The organism is Pseudomonas sp. ANT_J12, assembly GCF_008370045.1.
Taxonomy (GTDB): domain Bacteria; phylum Pseudomonadota; class Gammaproteobacteria; order Pseudomonadales; family Pseudomonadaceae; genus Aquipseudomonas.
This window is the reverse complement of sequence record NZ_VOBN01000026.1, coordinates 17,690-37,687: the sequence shown is the minus strand read 5'-3', so window position 1 is coordinate 37,687 and position 19,998 is coordinate 17,690. Positions and strand designations below refer to the sequence as shown.

Genomic DNA, 19,998 nt, shown 5'->3' with positions numbered 1-19,998 from the left:
GTGGGAATGCCGCCCGGGACGCTCCGCGTCCCTTCGCAGGCGTGACGCAGAGCGTCACAGGATGCATTCCCACGCAGAGCGTGGGAACGATCAACATATGCGGCCGACGCAAAACCCGTAGGAGCGAGGCTTGCCCGCGAAGGCGTCGGTGGGGATTACTTCGGCCCCAGGATCTTCAACAACTTGTCCGGCGACGGCGCGCCTTGCTGTTGCTGCAACTCGCCCTTGTCGTCCATGTAGAAAATCGCCGGAGTCGCCTGCAACTCCAGGTCTTCCATCAACTGCATATTGGCTGCCAGTTTCGCCTGGATCGCCGGGGGCACGTCTTTCAGGGCTTTGAGCGCGCTTTCCTTGCCGGCCTTTTCGTGTTCTGCCAGGGCTTTGCTCGGGTCCTTGGCCGCCAGCAGCGCGGCGGATTTGCCCGGGCTGTCTTCGCGGATGATGCCGACCATGATGTGCCGCAACTGCACCTTGCCGGACTTGACCCATGGCCGCGCCTGTTCCCAGAACAAGTTGCAGTAAGGGCAGTTCGGGTCGCTGAACAGGTAGACGACGCGCGGGGCGTCCTTGTTGCCGTCGCCGATCCAGTTGCTCGCTTCCATCTTGCCCCAGACTTCCTTGGACATCGGCGCGTAGACCAGTTTCTGCAACGGTGCGCTGCTCAGGTCATTGCCGTCGGCGTCGTACAGGTTGCCGAGCAAGACGTGCTTGCCATCCGGGGTCAGGTACAGCGCCATGCCACGGTTCTGGTATTGCGCCGCATAGCCGCGCAAGCCGTCGGGGGCATCGAACTGGCCGACGATTTTCGCGCCTTTGGCTTCGATCTTCTTGATCGCCTCGGGCAGTTCTTCAACAGCCTGCGCCGACGGCAGGTGCAGCAGGGCTGCGCCCAGGGTCAGGGTCAGCAGGTGGCGGAGGCGGGGCATGGCAATTTCCTTGTGGCGGGAGTGGGGGCGTCGAAGTTTTCCAGGGCGCGGGCCAGACTGGCTTCCGACAATTCGCCCAGGTGGCTGCCCAGCAGGCGACCGTCGTTGCTATAGAACAGCGTAGTCGGCAAGGCCATGGAGCCGACGGCCTGGCCCAGGCGGCCACTGCCGTCGAACAGCACGTTGGACAGGCTCAGGCCCTGGGTTTCCAGGAAGGTACTGACGCTCTGCATGCTTTCGGCCTGATTGACGAACAGGAAGGTCAGGTCCGGGCGTTGTTGCTGGGCCTTTTCCAGCACCGGCATTTCCCGGCGGCATGGCGGGCACCAGGTGGCCCAGAGGTTGATCACCAGCGGGCCGCCCTGATAGTCGGTCAGTTGCACGGTTTCCCCGGCGGCATTACGCAGGGTGATCTCCGGCAGGCGCGTGCCTTGTTCGTAAAGGCTCAGGGAGAAGGTCGCCAGCAGCCAGAACAGCAAACCGCTGCCGACGCCGAACCCCAATGGCCGCCGCAACCCCGGCCGGCGCCAGCCGCGATACAACGCCGCCAGCACCAGCACGATCACCCCGGGCCAGGCGAGGAAACCGCCGTCGCGCAGGTCGATGATCTGCCATGGATCGTTGCGATAGTGGGTCCAGTAGACCGCCACGAAACTGACCCGCGCCGCCAGCATGCCCAGCAGGAACAGGCTGAACAGCACCGACTCGGGGTTGTCGCCGCCGCGCTTGGCCACCCGCCAGCCGACAAAGGTCGCCAGCGCCAGGGCACTGATCAGCAGCAGGTGGTTAAGCGCGATGGCAAAGGTGCCGAGGGTAAAGGTCAGCATTAACGGGCTTCTCGGGTAGTGTTCCAGCGTTGCAGGAAAGTCTCGGCATCCACCTCGCCGGTGATGCGCTGGCTGCGGCGCTCGCTGCCATCGGCACCGATCCACAACAGGCTGGGCGGCCCCGGCACTTTATAGCGGCCGAGCAGCTCGCGGCTGGCGGCATTGTCGGAGGTGACGTCCAGCCGTAGCAAGCGCACATCTTTCAGCGCGTCCAATACCTGAGGTTTGGCGAAAACCTGTTTTTCCATGACTTTGCACGACACGCACCAGTCGGCGTAGTAGTCCAGCAGCACCCATTGCCCCTGGGCCTGGGCGGCGTCGAGTTCCCGTTGCAACGCGGCGGGATCTTTAATCGTCGTGAAAGCGTCGTGGCCGACCGGGGCGCTGTCTGCCCGTGCAGCGCTATACACCTGCAACGGCTTGAACAGATCATCACTGCCACCCGCCGCACCGACCATCAACAGACTGCCCCACACCCCCAGCAACAACGAACTGGCGCCGAACACTTGGGCCACTCGACCAAACCCTTCGGATTGCTTCCAGGCGCTATAAGCAGCGATCAACAGCAAGGCGCCGCACAAGCCGACCCACAACGATTGATCCAGCACCGGGCGCAACATCAGCAGCGCAGTGGCCAGGAACAGGAAACCGAACACGCCCTTGAGCAAGTTCATCCAGGCGCCGGGCTTGGGCAGGAAACGGTTGCCAACGGTCACCAGCAGCAACAGCGGAATCCCCATGCCAATGCCCATGGCGAACAGAATCAGCCCGCCATGCACCGCGTTGCCGCTCTGGGCGATGTAAAGCAGGGCGCCGGCCAGAGGCGCGGTCATGCACGGGCCGACCAACAGACCGGACAAGGCCCCGAGCACACCGGCGCCGATCAGACTGCCACCGCGCTGATTGCGCGAGACGTTTTCCAGGCGATCGCGCAGCGCCACCGGCAATTGCAGCTCAAAGAAGCCGAACATCGGCAATGCCAGCAACACAAACACGGCGGCGAAGCTGCCGAGCAACCACGGGTTTTGCAGCAGCGCCTGAAGGTTCGCGCCGAGCAACGACGCCAGCACCCCCATCGCCGCGTACACCAGCGCCATGCAGATCACATAACTGCTGGCCAGGGCGAAACCGCGTTTGGGCGTGGCGCCACTGCCAACGATCAAACCCGCAAGGATCGGCAGCATCGGCAGCGTACAAGGGGTGAACGCCAGCAACAGGCCCAGACCAAAGAACACCAGCAAACTCCAGCCCAGCGCCCGCTGTTGCAGGTTGCTGGCCAGGGCCTGGTCCGGGGCTTCGTTGGCAATCGCTGTTGCCACCACGCCACCCAGATCGACCACTTGGGTCTGCGGCGGATAACACAGGCCGGCATCGGCACAGCCCTGGAACCCGACCTTGATCTGACCGGTGGCACCGGCCGGGATCTTCAGTTCCAGGCCCTGGCGATACACCGGTTGTTCACCGAAGAACTCATCGCTGTGGGACTCGCCCTCGGGCAACACCGGCATCTGCTGCGGGGCCAGGCCATCGAATTTCAGGCGTTTCTGATACAGGTAATAACCGTCGGCAATCTGCCAGAACAGCTGGGTTTCGCCGCTTTCAAGACGTTCGGAGGTGAAGATGAAGGCCTGCTCGACGGGGAGAAAGTCGGGTTTGGTTTCAAACGGATTGGTCCCGGCCTGGGCCAGACCCGAGATCAAGAGAGCAAAGAGGAAAAACAATCGACGCATGGGTTAAGCCTTGTCCCGGTGCAAGTGAGAAGCACAATGGTGGGCGGCGATTAACCGGTGATTAATAGAAGGTTGCCGGGCGGGCCAGCCCGGCAACGAGATCGGGTCACACCGTCATGGCACGGGTCAGGCGCCGTGATAGGTCAGGCGGTTCTCCGACATGGGGGGATGGGTGCTCTTCCAGCTGTGGGCAAAACCCACGGCCTGGTCAATTTGTTCCTGGCTCATGTCCTTGGCCAGTTCTGTCAGGAACGTAGTGGCGCTGTTGTGGAGTTGATACTCCTTGGCGGCGTCTACCACCAGCCAGATCAGCATATAGCTGAAGGGATAGTTTTTAGCGTAGCCGTATTCCGGGTCGCGTCCGCTTTCACCGTGGCCGACGGCGAAGCCATATTTGAGCATGCCGTAGAGATCACCCGCATTGGCGGTCTTTTCCAGCCATTCACGCCTTAGCGATGGGAACCGGGTCACCTCCGGGCGGTTGCTGTACCAGTTCATTGCCAGGGGCAGATTGGCCAGGGCGGCCCTTCGCAGCCACACATCAATCAGGGTGTCGGCATCCTGGCCCTGGGGGACGAGGCTGTTATCCCGGTCGTACGCCAACGCCAGGATGTACATGGCCTCCGGGAATCGGGTGTTGGCCGATTTTTTCAGCCACTTGATCTCCCGGGTCAGCTCGTACATCTGCAGCATGGCTTCACCATCACCCTGTTCGATACGGGGCGTCAGGAGTTGCCGCGCCGTGTCCAGCGAGTCGCTGTCGCCGAGCCGTAACAAGGCGTAGACATCGCCTTGGGCGGCGGCCAGTCGGTACCACTTTTTAGCGTCCTCGGTGACGCTGCCTTCACGGCGCCTGAGCACTTCGCCCAAGGCATATTGCGAGGCCCGTTCACCGGCGGCGGCCGCGATGGTCAGGTAGGGCTCCGACGCCCTGAAACTGCCGAGGTTGTAGAGTTCCAGTCCCTTTTTGCGGGCGTTTTCCTGATGGATGTTCAAGTCGGCGATCAGGGCGGTCACGTTGTTGAGCAGGTTGAACAGGGCGGTTAAATCGTCGGGGTAGGCTTGCATGGTCAATACCTGTGTGAGTGAGTTGATTGAACGTCCACACAGGGTATTGAGCAAAGCAGGGCGGGGTGCGTTACATATTTATCGTTTTCTGCACCCTCACCCATTTCAGTCTCGCAACAATCCGGGCCAGCTTACGTCATCCACTTTGATCGGGCCTGATTCAGCCTTGTTCTTCGGGATGTTGTATCGGATGTATTCGTTATCAGTCAGAAAGATGTAGTAATAGCTGTCTGCCCAGGTTCGATCATTTTGTACAGCGGTAATGATGCGATGTTTATAGTTTTCCAGGCCGGGCCACGTGGTGTGTGTAATGGCTTCCAGGGTCAGTTTGTTTGTGCGCAGATCAAGGGAGAGCGCCTTTGCGTCATTCATTAAAAACCGGAACAGTTGCACATCACGGTAATTTTGCCACCAGGTGCCAGCGACAATGCGACTGAAGTAAGGACTCAGGGAATTCCACGGTGAATCCTCCAGGCGGGCAAGACTGTGTACTTTGTCAGTGTCCTGATCGTATTGGCAGACCATGGGCAAACCCTCTTCATAATAGAAGAGCCATAAGATATCTGAATCTACGCCATTGATTCCCGAGCGAGTGGGGTGTATCCCGGTGGTGGTGAATCCAAAGCGCAGGTTCTTGACATGGGAATGGAAGTCATCCCAGTTGCTGGCACTGACGTTGGCGGGGTAGCCTTGCGCAACTTTGTTATCACCGATATCAAAACGGGAATATGTGAGGCTGTCCTTGAAAAAGAAATAACAGCGGTCCATCCCGGCGCGCCAATCGACGGCAACCACGTTTTTAAGCACTGGCATTTATTGATTCCTTTCAAATTGAAGTGACGTGTTCAGTTGCGCAATAACCCGGGCCAGGAGACGTCATCCACGGCAATAGGACCGGCGTCCAATCTGTTGCCTTGGACGTCGTATCTCAGGTACTCGTTATCGTTCAGAAAAATATAGAAGTAACTGTGGGCGAATGTCCGGTCATTTTGTGCGGCTGTGATGATTTGGTCCTTGTACGGCTCCAGTCCCGGCCAGGTTTTATGGGTGATGGGTTCTTGGTTCAGTTTATTGATAGCGAGGTTAAGGGACAGGAAGTGCCCGTTATTCATCAGGAAACGAAATAAGCGAGGCTGCGGTGATCTTTGCCACCATGTACCTGCAACGATGTTGTCGAAAAAGGGCAGTAGCTGATACCAGATGGAGTCCACCAGTCGATAGGTGCCATTGACGCTGTCCGTATCCTGATCATATTTGCAGACCATGGGAACGCCGTCTTCCTTATAGAACAGCCATAAGATATCTGAATCAAATCCGAATGGTTGCGCAGGGCTTATTCCCGTAGTGCTGAATCCGAAGCGAAGATCTTGTGCGTTGTTAAAGGTATCCCAGTGGGACGGAACGGGCCGAGGATAACCCGAAGGCACCCGATTGTCAGCGATGCTGAAACGTGAGTAAGTGTTGGTTTCCTTAAAGAAGAAATAGATCTGGTCGGGGCCGGAGCGCCAATCGACGGCAACAAAGCTGCTAAGTGCGGGCATATAAAAATATCTTTTAAATAAGGTGTGGTTGTCAGTGCGATGGGTGGGCAGGTTAGTGAGTGGGTCGGGGCGCTGTATAGTTGCAAAGTATTGAAGATTGTTTCTTCTGGAAGTTTGATTGTTTAAATAACGCCCTGTTGAATAACGCTGTTCGGGGCTATAGCGTCCTATACCGCTGCGGCGTCGCTGGCCTCCCTCCATTCCGATCGGTTGTGGCCCTGCCATAATTGCGGCTTAATCCTTCTCTGTTTGACTCGCCTTTTTTGGCTGATGGAGCTCCCATGCACGTACTGGTTTGTGAAGACGATGAGCTGATCGCCAGCGGTATCGTCGCCGGCCTCACCGCCCAGGGCCTGACCGTGGAACATGTCGCCACCGCATCGTCGGCGCGGGCGATGCTCAAGGTCGCCGAGTTTGACGTCATGGTGCTCGACCTCGGCCTGCCGGACGAAGACGGCCTCAAGTTGCTTCAACAATTGCGCAATGGTGGCCTGGAGATTCCGGTGCTGATCCTGACGGCGCGGGACTCGGTCACCGACCGCGTCGATGGTTTGCAGGCCGGCGCCGACGATTACCTGCTCAAACCCTTCGACCTGCGTGAACTCGCCGCGCGCCTGCACACTTTGTTGCGGCGGGTGGCCGGGCGCAGCGTCAACCTGATCGAGCACGGTGCGCTGACCTACGACCCGAGCAGCCGCGAAACCCTGCTCGCCGGCCAGCCGGTGGACTTGTCGCGGCGCGAGCAATCGCTGCTGCAAGCCTTGCTCCACAACCGTGGCCGAGTGTTGTCCACCGAGCAATTGAAAGACAGCGTCTACGGCTTCAACGATGAGCTGGAAAGCAATGCGCTCAACGTTCATATCCATCACCTGCGGCGTAAACTCGGCAATGGCATCGTCGAAACGGTGCGCGGCCTGGGCTATCGCCTCGGGCCAGCCGATGGCGGAGATCAATCGAAGTGATGAGCCTGCGTTTGCGCCTGAGCCTGACCCTCGGCGCCGCGTTTGCGCTGATCTGGGCGCTGGCGGCGGCCTGGATGCTCAGCGACCTGCGTAACCAGATGATGTTTTCCCTCGACCAGCGCCTGGTGGCCTCGGCGCGGATGGTTGCCGGGCTGATGGAGCAATTGCCGGCGCTGCCGACCAAGGGCGAGGGCACGCATTTCAGTGCCGAACAATTGAACGTCCCCGGTGGCATGGCCTGTCAGGTCAGCTCGCTGCGCGGTGAAATCCTTGCCCGCAGCCACACCGACCCGCAACAGAAGCTGGAAGCCGAGAAAATGGGCTTCCACGACCAGATGATCGATGGCGCGCCGTGGCGCAGTTTCACCCTGGCACGCGGTGATTTGCGCATCACCACGGCGGACCGGCAGATCGAGCGCGAAGCCCTGAACATGTCGATCCTGTTGGCCGCTTCGGTGCCGGTCGGTGTGGCGTTGCTCGGTTGCCTGTGCCTGCTCTGGCTGGGCATCGGCCAGGGGCTGGCGCCGCTCAATCGCATGCGTGATGCCTTGATGCGCCGCAGCGCCGATTCCCTCGAACCGTTGCAGATCCAACCGTTGCCCAGCGAGTTGCAGCCGTTGCTCGATACTCAGAATCAACTGTTCCAGCGCATCGGCCGCACCATCGAGCGCGAACGTCGCCTGACCGGCGACGCCGCCCATGAACTGCGCAGCCCGTTGACCGCGATCAAGACCCACCTGCAAGTGGCGCGCATGACCGACGGCGCGGCGCGGGATCAATCCCTGGCCCGGGCCGAGGAGGGCGCCGATCGCCTGCACCGCACCCTTGAACAATTGCTGTTGCTGGCGCGGGTCGAGGGCAGTTTGTCATTCGATGACGGCGTGCAATGCAGCGCCGAGCAGGTGGCGAAACTGGCGATTCAGGACGCCGCCAGCGGTGATCGCCAGCGCATCAAGTTTCAAGCGCCGGCGAAGTGCTCGGCCGCCCCGGTGCAAATGCCCGCGGTGTTGTCGATAGCCGCGCTGCGCAACCTGCTGGACAACGCACTGCGCCATACCCCAAGCGACGGCGCAGTGGAACTGAGCCTGGAAACCACCGGCAACCGCGTGCGTTTCGTGGTCCGCGACCATGGGCCGGGGATTGCCGAAGATGATCTGCAGCACCTGACCCAGCGCTTCTGGCGCAACGGCCAGAGCACCGGTTGCGGGCTGGGGTTGGCGATTGTTCAGGCGATTGTTCAGCGCTGTGCCTGCACGTTGCATTTCGACAGCCGGCCGGACGGGTTGCGGGTTGAACTGACAATGCCGCTGCAAACGGTCTGACACCACAACCCCTGTAGGAGCGAAGCTTGCTCGCGAAAGCGGTGTGTCATTCAACATCGTCGTTGCCTGACACACCGCTTTCGCGAGCAAGCTTTGCTCCTACACGGGATCTGTGTTGCACATCAAATGTAACTTCTCTCCATTAGCCATCCAGCCGCCCTCGGGGCTATCTTCCCGGCAGCTTTGACTCAATGGATTGAGGTAACAGCGCCATGGAAACAGCCCTGCACATCTGCAACGCAACGCCTGCCGACGCCGGAATCATCAGCCGCATCGTTGATCGCTCGATCCGCGTCGGTTGCGCACTCGACCACCGCAACGACGCGAAAATCGTCGCCGCCTGGACCCACAACAAAACCGCCGAACATATCCACACCTGGCTTACCGACCAACGGTTTTACCTGAGCATTGCCCTGCTTCAGGACAAACCGATCGGCGTGGCCATGGCGGCGATCAGCGGCAGAATCGCCTTCTGCTACGTGCAGCCGGAATGGTTTCGTCGCGGCGCCGGGCAGGCCTTGATTCACGACCTCGAAGCCTGGTTGCTCAATCAGGGCGTGCACCAGGTACACCTCAACAGCACCCGCACCAGCGAAGCCTTTTATCGGCACCTGGGTTATCGCGCCAGCGCCGAAACCTTCAGCGTGGCGGGGCTTCACGCCATTCCCATGCACAAGGCGCTGACGCCACCTTCATAGAAAGCTGATCGCGGGTCTAAATCCCCACGCCCCTGATGCGTTTCCAGAACAGGAAAACCTGCAAGTGCGCCCCATGACCGGAACGCGCACCTGCCCGGTGTGCAGTTTTGGTCACTATCCACAGCGTATTGAGGGGTCGAGAGATGTCAGTCGCTACCAGCCTTATCGAAGATCAGCCGGTCCGGGTCGCCCCGACGCCTGCCGAGACGCTTTACCAGTTCAACGAATCGCCGTTGCTGGCCCGTCAGAGCCAGCAGGAATCCAACGCCCGCAGCTACCCGCGACGGATTCCCCTGGCCCTCAAGCGTGCCAAGGGCATTTACGTCGAAGACGTCGAAGGCCGCAGTTTTATCGATTGCCTGGCCGGTGCGGGCACGCTGGCGTTGGGGCACAACCACCCGGTGGTGATCGAAGCGATCCAGCGAGTGCTGACCGATGAATTGCCGCTGCACACCCTCGACCTGACCACGCCGGTCAAGGATCAATTCGTTCAGGATCTGTTTGGCTTGCTGCCGCCCGCGTTGGCCGCCCAAGCGAAGATCCAGTTCTGTGGCCCCACCGGCACCGATGCCGTGGAAGCCGCGCTGAAACTGGTGCGCACCGCCACCGGACGCAGCACCGTGTTGTCATTTCAGGGCGGTTACCACGGCATGAGCCAGGGTGCGCTGAGCCTGATGGGCAGCCTGGGGCCGAAAAAGCCCTTGGGCGCGTTGCTCAGCAGCGGCGTGCAATTCATGCCGTACCCTTACGACTACCGCTGCCCGTTCGGCCTCGGCGGCGCGCAGGGTGTACAGGTCAACCTCAACTACCTGGAAAACCTGCTCAACGACCCCGAGGCTGGCGTGCAATTGCCGGCGGCGGTGATCGTCGAAGTGGTGCAGGGCGAGGGCGGGGTGATTCCGGCGGATCTCGACTGGCTGCGCGGTTTGCGGCGCATCACCGAGCAGGCCGGCGTGGCGCTGATTGTCGATGAAATCCAGAGCGGTTTTGCCCGCACCGGCAAAATGTTTGCCTTTGAACACGCCGGGATCATTCCGGACGTGGTGGTGCTGTCCAAGGCCATCGGCGGCAGCCTGCCGTTGGCGGTGGTGGTCTATCGCGACTGGCTCGACACCTGGCTGCCGGGCGCCCACGCCGGGACCTTCCGCGGTAATCAGATGGCCATGGCCGCCGGCTCCGCGGTGATGCGTTACCTGAAAGACAACAATGTCTGCGCCCACGCCGCTGCCATGGGCGAACGCCTGAGCGAACACCTGCGCATCCTGCAACGGGACTTCCCGCAACTGGGGGATATTCGCGGTCGCGGCTTGATGCTCGGCGTCGAGTTGGTCAACCCGAGCGGCATCCCGGACGTGCAAGGCCATCCGCCGGCGTTCGGGCGTCTGGCACCGCTGGTGCAGCGCGAATGCCTCAAGCGCGGCTTGATCCTGGAGCTGGGCGGTCGCCACGGGGCGGTGGTGCGTTTCTTGCCGCCGCTGGTGATCACCGCTGCCGAAATCGACCGCGTCGCAGAGATTTTCGGCCGTGCGTTGGCGGCGGCCACCGCCACGCTCTAAATTTTCCGCGGCCCCGAACGTTCCTTTTACATACCGGCTGCACACGCCGTGCAGCCCACCCCTACAGCGATGGAGATACACCATGACGTCAGTATTCGACCGCGAGGACATCCTCTTTCAGGTCGTGGTCAACCACGAAGAGCAATACTCGATCTGGCCCGACTACAAAGCCGTGCCACAAGGCTGGCGTACCGTGGGCAAGAGCGGTTTGAAGAAAGAGTGCCTGGCCTACATCGAAGAGACCTGGACCGACATGCGTCCGCTGAGCTTGCGCCAGAAGATGGATGAGCAGGCGGCTGTGGCTCACTAAAGTCACTGCGCATAAAAAACCGCTGAACCGGTAACAGTCAGCGGTTTTTTTGTGATCGTTCCCATGCACGGCGTGGGAACGAGAAGCCCGCTGGACCGGGAAGGTCAGCGGGCTTTTTCAGGTCCGGGATTTGTGTTGTCTTTGAGGCCGTCTTCGCGGGCAAGCCTCGCTCCTACAGAAGGACGCATGATCGTTCCCACGCTCTGCGTGGGAATGCAGCCCGGGACGCTCCGCGTCCCTTCAAAGCCGAACGCAGAGCGTCCGTTGAGGCATTCCCCCGCAGAGCGTGGGAACGAGAAGCCTGTTGGACCGAGAAGGTCAGCGGGCTTTTTCAGGTTCGGGATTTATGTTGACTGTGAGGTCGCCTTCGCGGGCAAGCCTCGCTCCTACAGAAGGACGCATGATCGTTCCCACGCTCTGCGTGGGAATGCAGCCCGGGACGCTCCGCGTCCCATTCAAAGCCGAACGCGGAGCGTCCGTTTTTCAGGTTTGGGATTTATGTTGACTGTGAGGTCGCCTTCGCGGGCAAGCCTCGCTCCTGCGGGGTTATGCGCCGCTCAACCCCTTGATCAGCAAATCCACATTCCCTTCCAGTTCGGCCACTGGATCGACCCCATCGGTACTTAACACCACCAACCGACTCCCGGCCTCGCTGATCACCGCTTTCAACGCCTCTGACGGTTGGCGATGATGCAACACCACCGCCACATCATTGCCCTTGAGCGTTGCGCCCAGTTGCTTGAGCGCTTCGGGTGTCCACTCGGCATCCGGCCGGGCATCGAGGCCGACCAGTTCCAGATTGAGCCCGCTGATCAGGTAGCCGAAGTGATCGCTCAGGCTCAGCACCGTGAGGTTATCGGCACTGGCCAGGCGCGCTTCGCTGTCGGCGCTGAGCTTGAGCAAACGCTGCTTGAGTGCTGCGAGGTTGGCTTCGATTTTCGGTTTGGCCGTCGGCGCCAGACGCACCAGATCCGCCGCCATCACGTCCGCCATGCGCCCCATGTTGTTGCTGGAAAACCATGGCTGACTGTTCAAGCCATCGACCTTGTTACCCGGTTGTACGGCAATGCCGGGCAGGGCACCGTCCACCGGCCGCGCGGCGTCGACTTCGACGATGCGGATATTGCTGCGCCGGGCGATGGGGTAGAGCGGGTCATCCGCCCACAGCGAGCGCAGGCCGATCACCGCATCCGCGTCGGTTGCCAGTTTGGCCAGCGCCGGGGCGCCGCGTCCGGTGAAGTAAGCGGTCTGGCGGCTGCCGGGCAGATTGTCCGGTGCGGCCCGTTCGAGGCTGACGTCGGTGCCTTTGAGCAAGACTTCGCCCAAGCCGTAAGTGATTGGCAAGGACGCCAGCACCCGCAACGGTTTGGCGCTGTCCGCCGAAAAAGCGGTGTGGACCACGCCGCACAGGGCCATGGCCAGGGTCAGTTGACGCAGATTAAAAGTCATTTATCCGAGATTCCCTTTCAGGCTTGGAACGACGCCGCGCGCAATGGCGGACAGGGCGAAGGCGATACCGGCCACCAGAATGATTGCGGCGCCGGACGGGATGGGCAGGTCGAACACAATCGGCGCCAGAATCCCGCACAACGTGCTGACCGTGGCGATCGCCACCGAACACCAGAAGAAACCCTTCAACGACTGACTGAGCAACCGCGCCGCCGCTGCCGGGATCACCAACAACGCACCGACCAGAATCGCGCCGATTACCTTCACCGCCGCGACGGTGATCAACGTCACCAGAATCACGAACAGGTAATCCAGGGTCTTGACCGCCACCCCACGCACCGCCGCCAGTTGCGGGTTGAAACTGGCGAGCATGATGCGGTTGTACAGCGGCAGGGCCAGGGCCATCACCAGCGAACCGACAATCGCCAGCACCAGCAAATCATTGCCGTTGACCGTCAGCACCGAACCGAACAGCACGTTCTCCAGAATGTGCACGTTGATCTTGCCCGCCAGAATCAACAACAGGCTCGCGCCCAACGCCAGGGACACGGACAGGAACACGCCAATCAAGGTGTCCGGCGCCAGGCCGGTACGGTTGCGCAGGTAATTGAGCAGGATGCCGAACAACAGACAATAACCAAACAGGCTGCCATACGGCCCGGTGTAGGGTTCGCCGAGCAGGATGCCGATGGCCACGCCGGTCAGCGCCGCGTGACCCACCGCCTCAGAGAAAAACGCGAAGCGCTTGACCACCACCAGCGTACCCAGACCACCAAGCACCGGGCCGATCAACAGCCCTGCGAGCAGCGCGTTGACCACAAATCCATAGGCCAGCGCCTCCGGCAGATAACCCGCAGAGGCCCAGCCCTGGACCATCAAGCGAAAGGCTTCATAACTCATCAGGCCGCGCTCCGTGGATGGGTCGAAAACAGGGTCAGCAAACGCTCCGGGGTCAGTGCCTGTTTCGGCGTGGCGTCGAACAGCACCCGGCGATTGAGCCCGGTGACCCGATCCGCCAGACGCCCGACTGCTTCCAGATCGTGCTCGATCCACAGCACCGTGATGCCGCTCTGGCGCCAGTCGCCCAGCAGCCGTTCAAACACCTGAATCCCGGCTTCATCCAGCGCCGACATCGGTTCGTCGAGCACCAGCAATTGCGGCGCCGGGATCAGCCCCTGGGCCAGCAACACGCGCTGGCGCTCACCGCCGGACAACGCGCCCATGCGCCGCTTGCGTTTGTCCTGCATGCCGACCCGCTCCAGCGCTTCGCCAATCGCTGCCGCGTAATGCTTGCTCAAGCCGAGAAATGCCGGGCGCCGCTGACACATGGCGGCCATGAAATCGTCGACGGTCATCGGCAAGCCCCGGTCGAACTCCAGCGCTTGCGGCACGTAGCCGATGGTGCCGGGCGCGTCGGGCCACTGCAGGCTCAAGCGACCCTGATGGGGCATTTGCCCGAGCAAGGTCTTGATCAGCGAACTCTTGCCGCCGCCGTTGGGGCCGACCAGCGCATGCACGCTGCCGGGCTGGACCTGGAAGGTCACCTGGTCGAGGATCGTCGTGCGCCCGAGGGTCAGGCTGACGTCGGCGAAATCCAGGGTCGGGCCGGCGCTTTGTAGCGCCAGGTTTTCTTGAGCGGTCATGCGCCGGACTCCTGAATCGCCCGTACCACGGTGTTGAGGTTGCCGGTCATTTCCTTTTCGTATTTGTCGGCGGTGTATTCGCCGTAGGAAATGTGCGACAGCGGATACAGCTTCACCCCGGATTCACGCTGGATGGTCTCGACGTAGGTGGAGGGGAAATCCATCTCGGAGAAGATCACCTTCACGTCCAGTTCACGCAGTTGATCGATGGTCTTTTTCAACTGGCTCGGGCTCGGTTCGATGCCGTGGGCCGGCTCGACCACGGCGGTGACTTCCAGGCCAAACTCGCGCAGCAGGTAGTCGTAGGCCGCGTGGACCGTGGCCACTCGCAGTTCGGCGTTCGGCGCCTGGGTCAGTTTGGCCAGGGCGTCGGCGCGCATCTGCCGCAGGCGTTTGCCGTAGGCGCGGGCGTTCTGGGTGTAGGTCTTGGCGTTGTCCGGGTCGAGCTTGCCCAGTTCCCGGGCGATGTTGTTGACCTGGGCAATAGAGGCGCTGATCGACAGGAAGGTGTGCGGGTTGACTACCTTGCCGGCACCCCGGGCGGCGGTGCCGGTGGCGGCCAGCAGCGGCACGTTTTCGTTGGCTTCGATCACCGGGATGTTCGGGGTTTCGCTGGCGGCGATCATGCGGTCGGCGAAGTCGTCATGGCCCACGCCGTTGAGCACGATCACGTCGAGCCCGCTGATGCGCTTGATGTCTTCGGCCCGGGGTTCGTAGGCGTGGGGATTGAAACCGGCCGGAATCAGCGGCACCACTTCGGCCTTGTCGCCGACGATATTGGCCACGTAGCTGTAATAAGGGTGCAGGGTGATGCCGATGCGCAGGCGCTTGGCCTGATCGGCGCTGGCCAGTGGCGTCAGCAGGCAAGCCAGCACGCCAACCACGATCAGGCGCGAGAAAGAACGAAGCGATGAAATAGGCATGGGAAAGCGGTCTTCTCTCGGGTGATGGCGAGGGGTCAGTGCCGGTGCTGGCGGGTCACGCCGGCATCGAATTGCGCGACGATCTGCTGCCAGCCGGCGCTTTCCAGCGCGGCGTCAGTCAGGTCGGTCGGCGTCGTGAGGGCTTCGCCGCGATTGAGCCAGACGTCCGGCGCATCATCGTCAGCGGTCAGGCGCATCAGGAATGAACCGGCCACGGTCGGCGTCTGGCTCTGGCCGAAATACGCCTTGGCATCGAGCAACTGCCAGGCATGTCCGCCGCGACTGACCGAACTGGCGTCCTGGGCAAACGGCGCAAAACCTTCATCGGCCAGGGCTTCGGGAGTCGGCAGCGTGGTTTGCTCCTGGCGCAGCAGGTGAATCTCGTCCAGGGTCACTCGCAGGTCGGCGTAGATGCCTTGTTCGGAGGCGCTCAGGTCGCGGCGCGCATCCAGTTGATGGCTGCTGACGCTGCTCGTTTCCTGGGACTCGTGGCGCCAGGCAACCACCGAGCCGGCAACCCCAAGGATCATCAGGCACAACAGCAACACGTAGAGGGTTTCATGACCGGCACCGGCCGGGCGCACGAGTTGGGTGGTGGGCGTACTCATGTTCACGGTGCCTCAATGTCGGCTTGGTCGATCTCGACCACGTGGCCGGGGCCGGCGTCGAACAGCACGTAGAACTCGGCGGCGGGTTTCTTGAAGACCACGGTCGAATCGGCACCGAGCTTGCCCGGCACGAGAATGGTTTCGTCGTAGCCGATCACATCCAGCGTCACCCCCGGCGCACCGCTGCCGTCGGAGAAACCGCCGGTGCACTTGATCTGCTCGGCGTCGATGGCCTTGCACTCGCACATCGGGTTGTGGGCCAGGGCATGGGCGCTGAAACCGGCACCGAGTACCAGCAGTGCGACGCGTAGAGGTCGAAAAAGGTTGATCATGGTTTGCCTCCTTGTTGGTTCAGCCAGGCGATGGTGGCCGGGGATGCCTGGCTCAGGGGGATCGAGGCCTGGTGCATGCTGCCGTCCCAGCCTTCCATGGTGATCCACAGCTCGGCGTCGGCTTTGGTTTTTTCCGGCACCGGCACCGAGGCGCCCATGCGGTATGGCGTGCCGAAGAAAATCACCCCGGCGGCGCGCAGGCTGCGGGGTTTGCCGATGCGCAGGTAGGTAGCCTTGACCGGCTCGATACAGGCATCGCACAGCGCGGCATTGAAGCCTTTCATGTAGCCGGCCGGGCCATCGCGGCGCGGCGCTTCATTGCGCAACTCGGCCAGGCGCAGGCTCCAGGGGCCGACCTGGATTTCGCCGATTTCCCGTTCGCCGAGGCCGCTGTCACCGCGAAACAACGCGGCGTCACTGAAGTACTTGGGCATGAAACCCAGCGGGATCAGCAGCAACAGGATGTTCAAGTGGAAACGCCATTTGTGCCACAGCACGCTCAGGCGCGAGGGTGTTGGGGCGGCAGTGATTTTGCTCACAGGCTGGCCTCCGACGTTTCGCGGTTGACTGGCGCCGTGGCGCTGCGCTGTTTCTTGTGGCTGCGCTTGAGCGCATTGGCGGTAGCGAGGGCGGTGCGCTTGGTCCAGATCAGCAGGCCGCTGAGCACCATCATGCTCAGCACCAGACCGAAGAAAAACCAGATCAGCTTGATCCACAGGCCGCCGAAATCCCCGGTGTGCAACGGGCGCATGGATTCGGTGACGAACTCCAGCGTGCTGCGGTCCGAGATCAACCGCGAGGCGGCGATTTCGCCGTTGTACGGGTTGATGGTCGCGGTCTGGAACATCAGCGGATACCAACCACGTCCCCCCACGTCCAGGTGGCTATAGGCATTGCCCGGCAGGCTGACAAAACTGGCCTCCAGCCCCGGTATTTTCTGCATGGCTATTTCAATCGCGCGATCAATGTCGATCTGCGCGGGTGGCGTACCGTCCGGCGAGAGCGGCACGGCTTTACGGGCCATGGCGGGAATGATTTGTGCGCTGGAAATGGACACCTGATTGTCGAACAGCATGGCCTCAATCAGGAACCAGGTGCCGGTGATGGAAATGACGGCGATGAACCAGATCGACCAGATCCCGCTGAGGCGGTGAAAGTCGCCCCAGAAAATCCGCGCGCCGTGACGAATGCGTAACGTCGGGCGAAGGAAACCCTTCCAGAACTTCTTGTAGACCACCAGCCCCGTAATCAGTGAAACCAGCAGCGGCAAGCCGAGGAACGACACCAGGTACCAGCCCCAACTGTAGCCATTGGTGAACGGCACCAGCCACCAGCCATGCAAGGCGCGGGTGAAGGCCTTGAAGTTGAACTCCGGCGCGACACCCTGGATCACGCCGCTGTACGGGTTGACGTACACCGTCACCGAGCGCCCGTCGGGGTAACTGACGTCAACGTCGAGGGCAAAATGCGATTCATCGGGACGGCTGATGGCCTGGACCAGGGTTTGCGGCTCGGCTTTTTTCATGGCCGCCAGAATCTGGTCGTAGCTGAGCAGCGGCGCATCGTCCGACGGTGGGCTGGCGCGCATTTGCGGGTTGGCCAGCCAGACGATTTCCTGGCTGACGACGGCCAGGGTGCCGGTCACGCAGACGATCAGCACGAAAAACCAGATCGGCAGCGCCAGCCAGCTATGCACCAGAAACCAGAGTTTGGAACGGGATTTCTTCGACATGATTAAAGGTCTTGTTTCGATGAGAGGGCCTCTGCCACGGGCTTCGTCGCACGGTGACCCCTGAAAGGCCAGGCCGTGGCTTTTGCCTACGCGGCCTGACTGCATCTACATAAGACGGATGAGCAACGGAAATCCCGAAGGGTGATATGAAAGTAAATGTTTCGTATTGCAGTTTGGGAGTGGGGTAGACCGTGGGAAAAGATCGCAGCCCTCCTTCATCCAACACGATCCATGTTCCAAGCCATCACTCTGCGGCCATTGATGCCCAACCCCCGCTCCTTAAGATGGAACCCAGACGTCCCCCGAGCGAGCACCTCCATGACCCGAGCCAGAACCCTCTACGACAAACACATCGACGCCCACACGGTGTGCCGCCTCGATGACCAGGGCCATGTCCTGTTGTACATCGATCGCCAGGTCATCAACGAATACACCAGCCCCCAAGCCTTCAGCGGTTTGCGCGAAGCCAAGCGCGCTGTGTGGCGCCCGGACACCGCGCTGGCCGTGGTCGATCACGTCAACCCCACGGCCCCGGTACGCGTCGCTGCGATGCCGGATGCCGGCGGGGCGCGGCAGGTGTCGTACCTGGCGGAAAACTGCCGGGACTTCGGCATCGAGTTGCTGGACATCCTCGACAAACGCCAGGGCATCGAACACGTGATCGCCCCGGAGCAGGGCTTCATCCTGCCGGGCATGGTCATCGCCGCCGGCGACAGCCACACCACCACCTATGGCGCTCTCGGGGCCTTCGGTTTCGGCATCGGCACCTCGGAGATCGAACACCTGCTGGCGTCCCAGACCCTGGTCTACAAACGCCTGAAAAGCATGCGCGTGAGCGTCGAAGGCGAATTGGGTACCGGGCTGACCTCAAAGGACGTGATCATGGCGCTCATCGGCCAGATCGGCGCATCGGGTGCCACCGGCTACGCCATCGAATTTCGCGGCTCGACCATCGATGCCTTGAGCGTCGAAGCGCGGATGACCATCTGCAACATGGCGGTAGAGGCGGGTGCCCGAGGCGCATTCATGGCCCCGGACGAAAAAGTCTTCGCCTACCTCAAGGACAAACCTCGCGCCCCGAAAGGCGAGTTGTGGGACCGCGCCGTCGAGCAATGGCGAAGCCTGCACAGCGATGCAGATGCGCAGTTCGACCGTGAAGTTTCAGTCGATGCCAGTTCTCTGGAACCCATTGTCACCTGGGGCACCAGCCCGGACCAGGCCTCACCCATCGGCGCACGGGTTCCGGACCCGCAAGCCGTCAGCGACCTGATCCTGCGCCAGGACATGCGCCGCGCCCTGAACTACATGGGCCTGGAAGCCGGCATGCCCCTGAGCGAGATCGTCATCAGCCATGCGTTTATCGGTTCCTGCACCAACGCGCGCATCGAAGACCTGCGCGATGCCGCCAGTGTGGTGCGCGGCAAACACGTGGCCGAGCATGTGCGGGCGATGATCGTGCCCGGTTCCACCGAAGTGCGCGATCAGGCCGAGGCCGAAGGGCTGGCGGCGATCTTTATCGAGGCCGGGTTCGAATGGCGCCAGTCCGGTTGCTCGATGTGCCTGGCAATGAACGACGACGTGCTGGCCCCCGGCGACCGCTGCGCCTCCAGCACCAACCGCAATTTCGAAGGCCGCCAGGGCGCCGGGGCGCGCACCCACCTGATGAGCCCGGCGATGGTCGCCGCCGCCGCGATCACCGGGCGCCTGACCGACATCCGTCATTTTGGAGATCGCACATGAGCCAGCAACCCTTCACCCACGTCAGCGGCAAAGCCGCGCCGATGCTCGCAGCCAACATCGACACCGACGTGATCATGCCCAAGCAATTCCTCAAGGGCATCGACCGCGCGGGGCTGGATCGTGGGTTGTTTTTCGACCTGCGGTTTTTGCCGGACGGATCGCCTAATCCTGAGTTCGTGTTGAACCAGCCGGCGTGGCAGGGCGCGAGTTTTATGGTGGTCGGGCCGAATTTCGGCTGCGGATCGAGCCGGGAACACGCGGTCTGGGGGTTGAAACAGATGGGCATTCGCGCGCTGATCGGCTCAAGCTTTGCCGGGATCTTTTATGACAACTGCCAGCGCAACGGGGTGTTGCTGATTACCTTGGACGAGGCGGTGGTGCAGCGGCTGGGGCGGGTTGTCAGCCAGCCGGACAGTGCGCAAATCAGCGTCGATCTGGAGGCGCAGCAGATTCGCTTGAGCGATGGCCAGGTCATCCCGTTCGAAATCGATACCTTGCGCAAGACCGCGTTGTTGCTGGGGCTTGATGCCATTGGCAGCACCCTTCAGCGCAGCGAACAGATCAAAGCCTTTGAGCGTGAGCATCTGGCTGCGAATCCCTGGTTGGGCTGACATCGCTTTCGCGGGCAAGC

General features: G+C 61.6%; 21 protein-coding genes. 7 read left to right on the top strand and 14 right to left on the bottom strand.

Going from position 1 to position 19,998, the window contains the following annotated elements:
- Nucleotides 1–155: 155 nt before the first annotated feature.
- The 6 genes from dsbG to FQ192_RS30155 form a co-directional block, all read right to left on the bottom strand.
- Nucleotides 156–926, bottom strand: coding sequence for a thiol:disulfide interchange protein DsbG (dsbG, locus tag FQ192_RS30180; protein ID WP_149661800.1), 771 nt, complete (start codon nt 924–926; stop codon nt 156–158).
- Nucleotides 902–1,753: a TlpA disulfide reductase family protein gene (locus tag FQ192_RS30175; protein ID WP_149661799.1), complete on the bottom strand. Its 852-nt coding sequence runs from the start codon at nt 1,751–1,753 to the stop codon at nt 902–904. The genes dsbG and FQ192_RS30175 overlap by 25 nt, the downstream gene beginning before the upstream one ends.
- Nucleotides 1,753–3,483 (bottom strand): protein-disulfide reductase DsbD, encoded by a 1,731-nt coding sequence (gene dsbD, locus FQ192_RS30170; protein WP_149661798.1) that lies wholly within the window; start codon nt 3,481–3,483, stop codon nt 1,753–1,755. The genes FQ192_RS30175 and dsbD overlap by 1 nt, the downstream gene beginning before the upstream one ends.
- A 126-nt stretch (nt 3,484–3,609) precedes the next feature.
- Nucleotides 3,610–4,551: a tetratricopeptide repeat protein gene (locus FQ192_RS30165; RefSeq protein WP_149661797.1), complete on the bottom strand. Its 942-nt coding sequence runs from the start codon at nt 4,549–4,551 to the stop codon at nt 3,610–3,612.
- A 105-nt stretch (nt 4,552–4,656) separates the two neighbouring features.
- Nucleotides 4,657–5,364: a hypothetical protein gene (locus FQ192_RS30160; RefSeq protein ID WP_149661796.1), complete on the bottom strand. Its 708-nt coding sequence runs from the start codon at nt 5,362–5,364 to the stop codon at nt 4,657–4,659.
- A 32-nt stretch (nt 5,365–5,396) separates the two neighbouring features.
- Nucleotides 5,397–6,317, bottom strand: a complete 921-nt coding sequence (locus FQ192_RS30155) for a hypothetical protein (RefSeq protein WP_306108902.1) — start codon at nt 6,315–6,317, stop codon at nt 5,397–5,399.
- A 56-nt stretch (nt 6,318–6,373) separates the two neighbouring features.
- On the opposite strand from FQ192_RS30155, the gene FQ192_RS30150 reads away from it, so the two are divergent.
- The 5 genes from FQ192_RS30150 to FQ192_RS30130 all read left to right on the top strand — a co-directional run bounded on the left by FQ192_RS30150 (nt 6,374) and on the right by FQ192_RS30130 (nt 10,940).
- A complete protein-coding gene (locus FQ192_RS30150; protein ID WP_133838200.1) occupies nt 6,374–7,054 on the top strand; it encodes a response regulator in 681 nt (226 codons plus the stop codon).
- Nucleotides 7,051–8,376 carry an ATP-binding protein gene (locus FQ192_RS30145; RefSeq protein ID WP_149661795.1) on the top strand — a complete coding sequence of 442 codons (1,326 nt, stop codon included), beginning with the start codon at nt 7,051–7,053 and terminating at the stop codon, nt 8,374–8,376. Before FQ192_RS30150 ends, FQ192_RS30145 begins: the two co-directional genes overlap by 4 nt.
- A 212-nt stretch (nt 8,377–8,588) precedes the next feature.
- On the top strand, nt 8,589–9,074 hold the full coding sequence (locus tag FQ192_RS30140; protein WP_149661794.1) for a GNAT family N-acetyltransferase: 486 nt from the start codon (nt 8,589–8,591) through the stop codon (nt 9,072–9,074).
- 143 nt (nt 9,075–9,217) lie between these two features.
- Nucleotides 9,218–10,630: an aspartate aminotransferase family protein gene (locus FQ192_RS30135; RefSeq protein ID WP_149661793.1), complete on the top strand. Its 1,413-nt coding sequence runs from the start codon at nt 9,218–9,220 to the stop codon at nt 10,628–10,630.
- Nucleotides 10,631–10,712: 82 nt separating this feature from the next.
- On the top strand, nt 10,713–10,940 hold the full coding sequence (locus FQ192_RS30130) for an MbtH family protein (RefSeq protein ID WP_057713869.1): 228 nt from the start codon (nt 10,713–10,715) through the stop codon (nt 10,938–10,940).
- Nucleotides 10,941–11,486: 546 nt separating this feature from the next.
- On the opposite strand, the gene FQ192_RS30125 is transcribed toward FQ192_RS30130, so the two are convergent.
- Genes FQ192_RS30125 through FQ192_RS30090 form a run of 8 tightly spaced genes read right to left on the bottom strand, consistent with a single transcriptional unit; the run spans nt 11,487 to nt 17,627 of the window.
- Nucleotides 11,487–12,389, bottom strand: coding sequence for a metal ABC transporter solute-binding protein, Zn/Mn family (locus tag FQ192_RS30125; protein ID WP_149661792.1), 903 nt, complete (start codon nt 12,387–12,389; stop codon nt 11,487–11,489).
- Nucleotides 12,390–13,289: a metal ABC transporter permease gene (locus tag FQ192_RS30120; protein ID WP_133838194.1), complete on the bottom strand. Its 900-nt coding sequence runs from the start codon at nt 13,287–13,289 to the stop codon at nt 12,390–12,392. It abuts the gene before it with no gap.
- The gene (locus FQ192_RS30115; protein WP_149661791.1) at nt 13,289–14,032 is read right to left on the bottom strand and encodes a metal ABC transporter ATP-binding protein; all 744 of its coding nucleotides are present in this window, start codon (nt 14,030–14,032) and stop codon (nt 13,289–13,291) included. Before FQ192_RS30115 ends, FQ192_RS30120 begins: the two co-directional genes overlap by 1 nt.
- On the bottom strand, nt 14,029–14,955 hold the full coding sequence (locus tag FQ192_RS30110) for a metal ABC transporter substrate-binding protein (protein WP_149661790.1): 927 nt from the start codon (nt 14,953–14,955) through the stop codon (nt 14,029–14,031). The genes FQ192_RS30115 and FQ192_RS30110 overlap by 4 nt, the downstream gene beginning before the upstream one ends.
- A gap of 35 nt (nt 14,956–14,990) precedes the next feature.
- Complete coding sequence (locus FQ192_RS30105; protein WP_149661789.1) at nt 14,991–15,563, bottom strand: DUF6162 family protein; 573 nt, start codon at nt 15,561–15,563, stop codon at nt 14,991–14,993.
- Nucleotides 15,564–15,565: 2 nt separating this feature from the next.
- Nucleotides 15,566–15,895: a hypothetical protein gene (locus tag FQ192_RS30100; protein ID WP_149661788.1), complete on the bottom strand. Its 330-nt coding sequence runs from the start codon at nt 15,893–15,895 to the stop codon at nt 15,566–15,568.
- On the bottom strand, nt 15,892–16,434 hold the full coding sequence (locus FQ192_RS30095) for a thiamine pyrophosphate-binding protein (RefSeq protein ID WP_149661787.1): 543 nt from the start codon (nt 16,432–16,434) through the stop codon (nt 15,892–15,894). The genes FQ192_RS30100 and FQ192_RS30095 overlap by 4 nt, the downstream gene beginning before the upstream one ends.
- Nucleotides 16,431–17,627, bottom strand: a complete 1,197-nt coding sequence (locus FQ192_RS30090) for a PepSY domain-containing protein (protein ID WP_149661786.1) — start codon at nt 17,625–17,627, stop codon at nt 16,431–16,433. Before FQ192_RS30090 ends, FQ192_RS30095 begins: the two co-directional genes overlap by 4 nt.
- 318 nt (nt 17,628–17,945) lie before the next feature.
- On the opposite strand from FQ192_RS30090, the gene leuC reads away from it, so the two are divergent.
- A complete protein-coding gene (leuC, locus tag FQ192_RS30085; RefSeq protein WP_149661785.1) occupies nt 17,946–19,367 on the top strand; it encodes a 3-isopropylmalate dehydratase large subunit in 1,422 nt (473 codons plus the stop codon).
- Nucleotides 19,364–19,978: a 3-isopropylmalate dehydratase small subunit gene (gene leuD / locus FQ192_RS30080; RefSeq protein ID WP_149661784.1), complete on the top strand. Its 615-nt coding sequence runs from the start codon at nt 19,364–19,366 to the stop codon at nt 19,976–19,978. Before leuC ends, leuD begins: the two co-directional genes overlap by 4 nt.
- Nucleotides 19,979–19,998: the final 20 nt, after the last annotated feature.

Coding starts and splice junctions, on each gene's coding strand:
- dsbG (WP_149661800.1), bottom strand. CDS start 926: ATGCCCCGCCTCCGCCACCTGCTGACCCTGACCCTGGGCGCAGCCCTG.
- FQ192_RS30175 (WP_149661799.1), bottom strand. CDS start 1,753: ATGCTGACCTTTACCCTCGGCACCTTTGCCATCGCGCTTAACCACCTG.
- dsbD (WP_149661798.1), bottom strand. CDS start 3,483: ATGCGTCGATTGTTTTTCCTCTTTGCTCTCTTGATCTCGGGTCTGGCC.
- FQ192_RS30165 (WP_149661797.1), bottom strand. CDS start 4,551: ATGCAAGCCTACCCCGACGATTTAACCGCCCTGTTCAACCTGCTCAAC.
- FQ192_RS30160 (WP_149661796.1), bottom strand. CDS start 5,364: ATGCCAGTGCTTAAAAACGTGGTTGCCGTCGATTGGCGCGCCGGGATG.
- FQ192_RS30155 (WP_306108902.1), bottom strand. CDS start 6,317: ATGGCAGGGCCACAACCGATCGGAATGGAGGGAGGCCAGCGACGCCGC.
- FQ192_RS30150 (WP_133838200.1), top strand. CDS start 6,374: ATGCACGTACTGGTTTGTGAAGACGATGAGCTGATCGCCAGCGGTATC.
- FQ192_RS30140 (WP_149661794.1), top strand. CDS start 8,589: ATGGAAACAGCCCTGCACATCTGCAACGCAACGCCTGCCGACGCCGGA.
- FQ192_RS30135 (WP_149661793.1), top strand. CDS start 9,218: ATGTCAGTCGCTACCAGCCTTATCGAAGATCAGCCGGTCCGGGTCGCC.
- FQ192_RS30130 (WP_057713869.1), top strand. CDS start 10,713: ATGACGTCAGTATTCGACCGCGAGGACATCCTCTTTCAGGTCGTGGTC.
- FQ192_RS30125 (WP_149661792.1), bottom strand. CDS start 12,389: ATGACTTTTAATCTGCGTCAACTGACCCTGGCCATGGCCCTGTGCGGC.
- FQ192_RS30120 (WP_133838194.1), bottom strand. CDS start 13,289: ATGAGTTATGAAGCCTTTCGCTTGATGGTCCAGGGCTGGGCCTCTGCG.
- FQ192_RS30115 (WP_149661791.1), bottom strand. CDS start 14,032: ATGACCGCTCAAGAAAACCTGGCGCTACAAAGCGCCGGCCCGACCCTG.
- FQ192_RS30110 (WP_149661790.1), bottom strand. CDS start 14,955: ATGCCTATTTCATCGCTTCGTTCTTTCTCGCGCCTGATCGTGGTTGGC.
- FQ192_RS30105 (WP_149661789.1), bottom strand. CDS start 15,563: ATGAGTACGCCCACCACCCAACTCGTGCGCCCGGCCGGTGCCGGTCAT.
- FQ192_RS30100 (WP_149661788.1), bottom strand. CDS start 15,895: ATGATCAACCTTTTTCGACCTCTACGCGTCGCACTGCTGGTACTCGGT.
- FQ192_RS30090 (WP_149661786.1), bottom strand. CDS start 17,627: ATGTCGAAGAAATCCCGTTCCAAACTCTGGTTTCTGGTGCATAGCTGG.
- leuC (WP_149661785.1), top strand. CDS start 17,946: ATGACCCGAGCCAGAACCCTCTACGACAAACACATCGACGCCCACACG.
- leuD (WP_149661784.1), top strand. CDS start 19,364: ATGAGCCAGCAACCCTTCACCCACGTCAGCGGCAAAGCCGCGCCGATG.